Origin of the sequence: Nocardia sp. NPDC056541, from assembly GCF_042794235.1 — a bacterium.
In the GTDB taxonomy this organism is placed as follows: Bacteria; Actinomycetota; Actinomycetes; order Mycobacteriales; family Mycobacteriaceae; genus Nocardia.
In genome coordinates, this window is record NZ_JBHTUD010000040.1 from 1 (window position 1) to 7,241 (window position 7,241).

At 67.2% G+C, this 7,241-nt stretch carries 8 protein-coding genes; 4 read left to right on the plus strand and 4 right to left on the minus strand.

The window, feature by feature from the left end; translation table 11 throughout:
* Nucleotides 1-119 precede the first annotated feature (119 nt).
* Entirely contained in the window at nucleotides 120-1,664 is a 1,545-nt protein-coding gene (gene guaB / locus ACFQ9R_RS34260) for an IMP dehydrogenase (RefSeq protein WP_378635339.1), read from the minus strand.
* A gap of 221 nt (nucleotides 1,665-1,885) precedes the next feature.
* Here guaB and ACFQ9R_RS34265 point away from each other — a divergent pair, with 221 nt between their 5' ends.
* Complete coding sequence (locus ACFQ9R_RS34265; protein WP_022567296.1) at nucleotides 1,886-2,299, plus strand: DUF5319 domain-containing protein; 414 nt, start codon at nucleotides 1,886-1,888, stop codon at nucleotides 2,297-2,299.
* 170 nt (nucleotides 2,300-2,469) lie between these two features.
* Here ACFQ9R_RS34265 and ACFQ9R_RS34270 read toward each other — a convergent pair whose 3' ends face one another.
* The 3 genes from ACFQ9R_RS34270 to ACFQ9R_RS34280 all read right to left on the minus strand — a co-directional run bounded on the left by ACFQ9R_RS34270 (nucleotide 2,470) and on the right by ACFQ9R_RS34280 (nucleotide 5,138).
* Entirely contained in the window at nucleotides 2,470-3,585 is a 1,116-nt protein-coding gene (locus ACFQ9R_RS34270; RefSeq protein ID WP_378996930.1) for an anti-sigma-D factor RsdA, read from the minus strand.
* Complete coding sequence (locus ACFQ9R_RS34275) at nucleotides 3,578-4,156, minus strand: sigma-70 family RNA polymerase sigma factor (RefSeq protein WP_056818204.1); 579 nt, start codon at nucleotides 4,154-4,156, stop codon at nucleotides 3,578-3,580. Before ACFQ9R_RS34275 ends, ACFQ9R_RS34270 begins: the two co-directional genes overlap by 8 nt.
* Nucleotides 4,157-4,313: 157 nt before the next feature.
* Nucleotides 4,314-5,138, minus strand: coding sequence for a hypothetical protein (locus ACFQ9R_RS34280; RefSeq protein WP_378996951.1), 825 nt, complete (start codon nucleotides 5,136-5,138; stop codon nucleotides 4,314-4,316).
* Between the two features lie 629 nt (nucleotides 5,139-5,767).
* On the opposite strand from ACFQ9R_RS34280, the gene ACFQ9R_RS34285 reads away from it, so the two are divergent.
* The 3 genes from ACFQ9R_RS34285 to ACFQ9R_RS34295 all read left to right on the plus strand — a co-directional run bounded on the left by ACFQ9R_RS34285 (nucleotide 5,768) and on the right by ACFQ9R_RS34295 (nucleotide 7,079).
* Entirely contained in the window at nucleotides 5,768-6,061 is a 294-nt protein-coding gene (locus ACFQ9R_RS34285; protein WP_022567299.1) for a WhiB family transcriptional regulator, read from the plus strand.
* 147 nt (nucleotides 6,062-6,208) lie between these two features.
* Entirely contained in the window at nucleotides 6,209-6,826 is a 618-nt protein-coding gene (locus ACFQ9R_RS34290; RefSeq protein WP_378635331.1) for a sigma-70 family RNA polymerase sigma factor, read from the plus strand.
* A 1-nt stretch (nucleotide 6,827) separates the two neighbouring features.
* Nucleotides 6,828-7,079, plus strand: a complete 252-nt coding sequence (locus tag ACFQ9R_RS34295) for a hypothetical protein (protein WP_378996932.1) — start codon at nucleotides 6,828-6,830, stop codon at nucleotides 7,077-7,079.
* Nucleotides 7,080-7,241: the final 162 nt, after the last annotated feature.

The window sequence follows — 7,241 nt, forward strand, 5'->3', positions numbered from 1 at the left end:
TCCTCGAGGTCGGGTCGTGCGGGGCCGGGAGTGCCGGTAGACGGCGGACTCGGAGCCTGCCTGCATTGCCCTTGTGCGCCGGGAGCGTACCTCCCGGCGCACAAACGCATCTATTGTACTCAGCCGCGCCCGGTGTAGTTCGGGGCCTCGACGGTCATCGTGATGTCGTGCGGGTGGCTCTCCTTGAGGCCCGCCGCGGTGATCTGCACGAACTGCGCGCCCTGGAGGTGCTCGATGTTCTGCGAACCGGTGTAGCCCATCGCGGCACGCAGGCCGCCGACGAGCTGGTGGATCACCTGGTTGACCGGGCCGCGGAACGGAACGCGGCCTTCGATGCCCTCGGGGACGAGCTTGTCCTCGGCGAGCACGTCGTCCTGGAAGTAGCGGTCCTTGGAGTACGACTTGGCCTGGCCGCGGCCCTGCATCGCACCGAGCGAGCCCATGCCACGGTATGCCTTGAACTGCTTGCCGTTCACCAGCACCAGGTCGCCGGGCGACTCGGCGGTGCCCGCGAGCAGCGAGCCGAGCATCACCGTGGACGCACCCGCGGCGATCGCCTTGGCGACGTCGCCGGAGTACTGCACGCCACCGTCGGCGATCACCGGCACGCCGGCGGCCTTGCACGCGGCGACGGCTTCGAGGATCGCGGTGATCTGCGGCGCGCCGACACCGGCGACCACACGAGTGGTGCAGATGGAGCCGGGGCCCACACCCACCTTCACCGCGTCGACGCCCGCCTCGACGAGCGCGGCGGCACCGGCACGCGTGGCGACATTGCCGCCGACGATCTGGATCCGGTCACCGACCTCGGCCTTGACCTTGGCGACCATCTGCAGCACCTGCGACTGGTGGCCGTGCGCGGTGTCGACGATCAGCACGTCGACCCCGGCGTCGGCCAGCGTCATGGCCCGCGACCAGGAATCCTCACCGACACCGATCGCGGCGCCCACCAGCAGGCGGCCGTCGCGGTCCTTGGTGGCGTTGGGGTACTGATCGGTCTTGACGAAGTCCTTGACCGTGATCAGCCCGCGCAGCCTGCCGTTGCCGTCGACGATCGGCAGCTTCTCGATCTTGTGGCGACGCAGCAGCCCCAGCGCGGCCTCGGCGGTGACACCCTCACGGGCGGTGATCAGCGGCGCCTTGGTCATCACCTCGTCCACGCGGCGGTCCTGATCGACCTCGAAGCGCATGTCGCGGTTCGTGATGATGCCCACCAGCGCGCCGGTCTCGTCGACCACCGGCAGACCCGAGATGCGGAAGCGGGCGCACATGGCGTCGACCTCGGCGAGGGTATCGGTGGGACGACAGGTGACCGGGTCGGTCACCATGCCCGCCTCGGAGCGCTTCACCGTCTCCACCTGGGCGGCCTGATCGGCGGCCGAGAGGTTGCGGTGCAGCACACCCATACCGCCCGCACGCGCCATGGCGATGGCCATGCGCGCCTCGGTGACGGTGTCCATGGCCGAGCTCACCAGCGGCGTGCGCAGGGTGATGTCCCTGGTCAGCTTGCTGGAAGTCTCGACCGAGCTGGGGATGAGATCCGAGGCGGCAGGCAGCAACAGCACGTCGTCGAACGTGAGGCCGAGCATGGCGATCTTGGTCGGATCGTCGCCCCCCGTAGGAGGGCGCACCGCGATTCGTTCGCCCGACACGGGATTACTCATTCGGATCGACCCCTCCTGGTCGTCATAGCTACCGACGCGGTAGACACAGTGCGTCGGTGCTCGAGCGGAAAAAGCTTTCGGATGGTCGGCTGGAACAAAGTCGCCGACGCCTGTATTCCATGGTATCCGGCGCCCGGAGACGCCTGTGAAGTGAGCCCTTCCGCAAAACTTGCCCGGTGCATCGCTGGCGCGATGCACCAAGTACTGCGTACCGTGGGGATGTGCGTGACCATCTACCACCTGGCCTGCCGCCGGATCCCTTCGCCGGAGACCCCTCCGACCCGTCCGCCGCGCTCGATGCGATCGAGCCCGGTGAGCCGTTGGATCCTCATGAGCGCCTCGCGGTCGAGGAAGATCTCGCAGACCTCGCCGTATACGAAGCCCTGCTGGCCCACCGCGGTATCCGCGGTCTGGTCGTCAGCTGTGAGGATTGTCGGCAAGATCACTACCACGACTGGGACATGCTGCGGGCGAACCTCCTACAGCTACTGGTCGACGGCACTGTCCGTCCACACGAACCCGCCTACGACCCCACCCCCGAGGCTTACGTCACGTGGGACTACTGCCGCGGCTACGCGGACGCGTCGATGAACGAGGCGTTCCACGGCGACGGGTTCGACGGGTTCGACAACTGAGCTCTCCGGCGACTCGGCACAGCTGAGTCCGTCGCGGCGCCTGCCCTCCTCCACTCTCGGTCACGCGTGCGTGGGGGGAATACGCGGGCCCACACCGGAAATGCCCCAGCACAAGACGAAGGCCCCGAACCTGTTCGGGGCCTTCATCTTTAGTTCAATTCATCGTGCTGCTACGGCGAGGGCACCGCGGGCGGCGACTGCAGGATGGTCGCCGGCGGAGGCACCTGCTGCGTGGGCGGCAAGCTCGGCAGCGGTGCGGACGTCGGGACCACCGTCGTCGGCACAGTGACGACCGGCGGTGATTCGACGATGGTGGTCGGTGGTGTGGTCGGGTCGACAGTCACCGGCGGGGTCACCGGCGGTTGTGTCGGCTCGACCGGCGGCTGCGACGGCTCGACCGGAACCAGCGGCTTGGTTTCCGGGCCAGGGCCCGGGCCCGGGGTCTGCATGATGACCGGCGGCGGCGTCGACGGATCGGTGGTACCCGCTCCTGGAGCGGTAGGCGCCACCGGCGCGGTGGTACCCGGATTCGTCGTCGGCGGGACCTGAACGGGCGAGCTGGGCTTGGTCGGCGCGGTGGTGGTCGGCGGCAGTTGCGCGCCGATCTCCGGGGCGACCTTGATCAGCTGATCTCGCAGCAGGTTCCAGCGCGCGATCAGATCGTCACGCTTGGCCGGATCGTCGACCTGGCCCGCGTTGGCCGAAGCCTGTTCCAGCCTGGCCTTCGCCTGTTCCGGATTGCCCGAGGTGAGCAGGTTCTGTGCGGCCAGCAGATCTTCGTCGGCGTACTGTACGACGGTGGACTGTGCCTGCTCGCTGAACACGACCTCCTTGACCCGCCACAGCGGATCGCCGGGAGCCGCGCTGTAAGCGAAGGCCGTGATACCGCCGAACACCAGCGCCAGTGCCGCCGCTGCCCCGAAAATCGGGCGGACCAGTCGTAGACGTCCGCGCGAGGAAGCTCCGACTCGAACCTGCCGCGCGCCGATCTCCTGATTGACGGCCGCGAACACGGTGTCGAGATCAGGGCCCGCGGGCATCGGCTCGGCCAGTAGGTCGGCCCGCCAATCCGCGAGTAACGACGCCAGCTGGAACTCTTCGGGACTGTCGGTGCGGACCGGACCATCGCTCGCGATCGCGTCGATCAGCGCATCATCGCTGCGCACCGCCGCAATGTCGACCGGTCCGGAGTCACCGGCATCCTCGGCGGCGTAGGGACCGCTGTCGTGCGATCCGCGCTGCCAAACTTTCCGGTCGCCTAGACCGCGCTCGCCATCCCTAGCCATACATTTCACCTGCCCTCGCCACTTGTGACTTCAGTTTCGCGAGTGCCCTGTGCTGGGCAACCCGTATCGCCCCCGCCGTGCTGCCCACGGCGACTGCGGTTTCCTCTGCTGACAGACCCATGACCAAACGCAGGATCAGGATTTCTCGATGCTTCTCGGGGAGCGTGGCCAGCAGAGTGTTCATCTGCCTGCTCGTCTCCGAGTCGAGAGCCCGCTGTTCCGGCCCGTGGTCGGTGGATATGACATCTGGTACTTCGGCCATCGCCTCCGCCTTGTTACGGGCGGCGTTGCGATGGGCGTCGGCGACCTTGTGCGAAGCGATTCCGTACACGAAGGCCATGAAGGGCCGACCCTGATCCTGATAGCGGGGCAGGGCGGTCATCACAGCCAAACAGACCTCTTGCGCAACATCGTCCGCGGAGAGCTGTCCGCGCTCCGCGGCTCCGATCCTGGCCCTGCAGTAGCGAACCACCAAGGGACGGACCAGTTCCAATACCCGAGCTAAAGCGGTCCTGTCGCCCTGCGCAGCCGCAGCGACGGCGAGGTCCAACTCTTCGCCCATATGCGTCATCGTCAGAGATTTTCCTGGCGTTACGAGTGGCGCGGTCGAATGTGACCGAGCTTCCACCGAAATGGCGGAACGGCACTAACAATAGCGACCCCCGGATCGGCCGCCAGCGGGCGTGGCCGCTTCTAACCGTGCTCTCAGAAAGATCATCCGGAGCGAATCAGGCACCCAGCGGGGCGATGTCCCCACCCCAGGCCCGTAGACGGGCGCCATGATCTGCGGCTTCGCCCGCCGCGGCGCGCGCCGGAGCCGGTTCGGCGACTCCCGAGCGCAGCATCGCGGTGGCCCAGCGCAGTGGGAGAAGGCCGTTTTCGCGGCAGTCCGCGTCGACTCGCACGGCCAGTTCGGCGGACCCGGAGAGGTCGCCTGTGGCGGCTGTCGCGGCCGCCACGAGCAGCGCCGATTTCACCTGGTGACGCACAGAGGGAAGCGCCCCGGCGAGTTCGACCGCCGCGACCGCGTCGCGGAGCGCTGCGTCCGCTTCACCGGCGGCGAGCGCGGTCTCGGCGCACACCCAGTGCCAGCGCACCTCGGCTCGCGGAGGTGCCGCGGCGAGCAGTGGCCGCACCCGGCCGAGCAGTGTGCGGGCCAGCGCGAGTCGACCGGTGCCGAGGGCATCGGCGGCCAGGCCCGTATACGCGTCGGCGAGCGCCTCGGCGCGCGACGCTCCGGTAGCGCCGAGTGCGATCGCCGCGGCGCGACCGTCGAACGCTGCCGCACCCGCGTGATCGCCGAGCTGGCGCAGCAGCGATCCACGGGTGCTCTCGACGAGGGATCTCAGGCCGGGATCGGTCGCGGTTCTGGCCGATATCAGCAGGTCGGCACGGGCGGCGGCATAGCGGCCCTGGCCGCCGAGCGCGACCGCGCGGTACCACCGCGACAACGGGTCCGCCGGCTCCGGCAACTCCGTAGCGGCCAGGCCGGGAGTGGGCCCGAAAGCAGTCGAAACGAGTATTTCGGAACCGATATCCGCGGGTGAGGCCATTGTCTGCACGACGAGACTCTAGCCGCCACCCGCCCCGGGCAGCGCCCATGTTATGGATCGACGAGTGGCAATCAGCAAACAATCAGCATTTCACTCGAGTGTCGATGTTGCCATCAGGTAAATCTCCGCTCCCCGATGCCACTACCGGAAAGTCTCGAATTCACATGCGTTTCGCGCAATTAACCTTCACGCCCCGTTTTCGCCATCTGCACGCAGTCCGGGCGCGGAGGCCGTTGTGATCCAGCACACCCAGCCACCCTGGCCGTCACCGGCACGAACCAGGCCCCGACCGGCGCGACCTGGGAAAATATGGGATGTCTCGGAAACGCGAAGACACCCGATCCATAGCCAACCAAACAGTATGGAGGGATCGGGTGTGAAATGTAAATAGTGAGTAGGTTAAATTTCAGCGTTGCAGATTTACTGAACTCATGCGCCGAACTATTGACGGAAATTCCCGCCTGCACCTAACGTAGCTCATCGCCACGGTTGGCGCCGCGCGAAATCGCAGCGACCTCCGAGCGGCACCGTCAGGCACCGTCGAGCCGGCCACCCCCACCGGGTGGCGCGAAGACCTGCCGCACCACTCGCTCGACAACGCTGACGAGCTCGCGCCTCAAGGAGTTCACATGCCCATGCCCACCCACCTTCCCGGACCGAACGCCGATGTCTGGGACTGGCAGATGCGCGGCTCGTGCCGCGGTCAGGACTCCGCGGTCTTCTTCCACCCCGACGGCGAACGCGGCCGCGCCCGCACAGCGCGCGAGATGCGCGCCAAGGAGATCTGCCGGGCCTGCCCCGTGCTGATGCAATGCCGCACCCATGCCCTCAAGGTCAGCGAGCCCTATGGCATCTGGGGCGGCATGTCCGAGACCGAACGCGAGATGCACGCCCGCCGCAACCGGCGACGGATGGCCGTCTGAGGTCAACCGGGCCCGCCTGGCCGGGTTGGCAAATCTGTTCCAATCCGCTGGCCGTGGCGCGCCGAATCTCTAGCAAACAGCTGGCACCCGAATAAAGGGCACCCCCGGTCGCGAGGAGGTCATAGCCTCGGGCTACATTCGTGACCGATGACACAGAATGGGTTCCGAAGCGAAGCCTTTCCACCGAGCGTGGATTCTGCGGTTACCGCACGCGCGGCCGAAGGAGTCGAGCTAGCTGCACTGCTGGAACGATGCGGTCTGTCCGACCAGCAGGCCTTTGCCGAGCTGTACGACCGAACGTCCGCGCGCGTTTTCGGCCTGGTCCTGCGGGTGCTCCACGACCCCGGGTACGCGGAGGAGACCACTCAGGAGGTCTATCTCCAGATCTGGCGTACCGCTACGAGTTTCGACCCCGCCAAGGGGTCGGCGGTGACCTGGCTGATGACGTTGGCACACCGGCGCGCGGTCGACCGGGTTCGCGCCGAGCAAGCCCACACCCAGCGCGAGGTCGCGTACGGGATACGGGTGCTCGGACACGAATTCGACGAGGTCACCGAGGAGGTGGAACGCAGACTAGAACAACAGGCCGTCCAGCGCGGACTCTCGACCCTCACCGAGACCCAGCGCGAGGCGATCTCGCTCGCCTACTACGGCGGGCGGACCTACGCGGAGGTAGCGACATACCTCGGCATCGGGTTACCGACCGTTAAGTCCCGAATTCGGGACGGATTGACACGACTGAAGAAAAGTTTGGGGGTGACGTGAGATGAACGAAGCCCAGATCGATCTCGCGCACACCGTCGCGCTCGGATTGATCGACGACGAAGACCATCACGCGATCCAGACCATCATCGATACCGAAGACTCCACCCTGTGTACGCAGTTCCTGCGAGAGGTTCGCGATACCCGCGAAGCTCTCGCCCAGCTCGCGTCCACAACCCCCACCCCACCACCCGAATCGCTGCGCGCCCGTTTACTGGCCGCCCTGGACGCCGAAGATCCCCCGGTAGCCAGCTGACCCACACCGCCCAACTCCAGACCGCCATGACCGCACTCCCACCCACCACCTGCGACCCCTAGGGAGCAGCGGCCACGAAGTGGCCGGTCGCGGCCGGGCCGCCGGTTGGCCGCCAGGGCGTAGGCGACGGCGACCATGAGGATCACCTTGGCGAGCAGGACC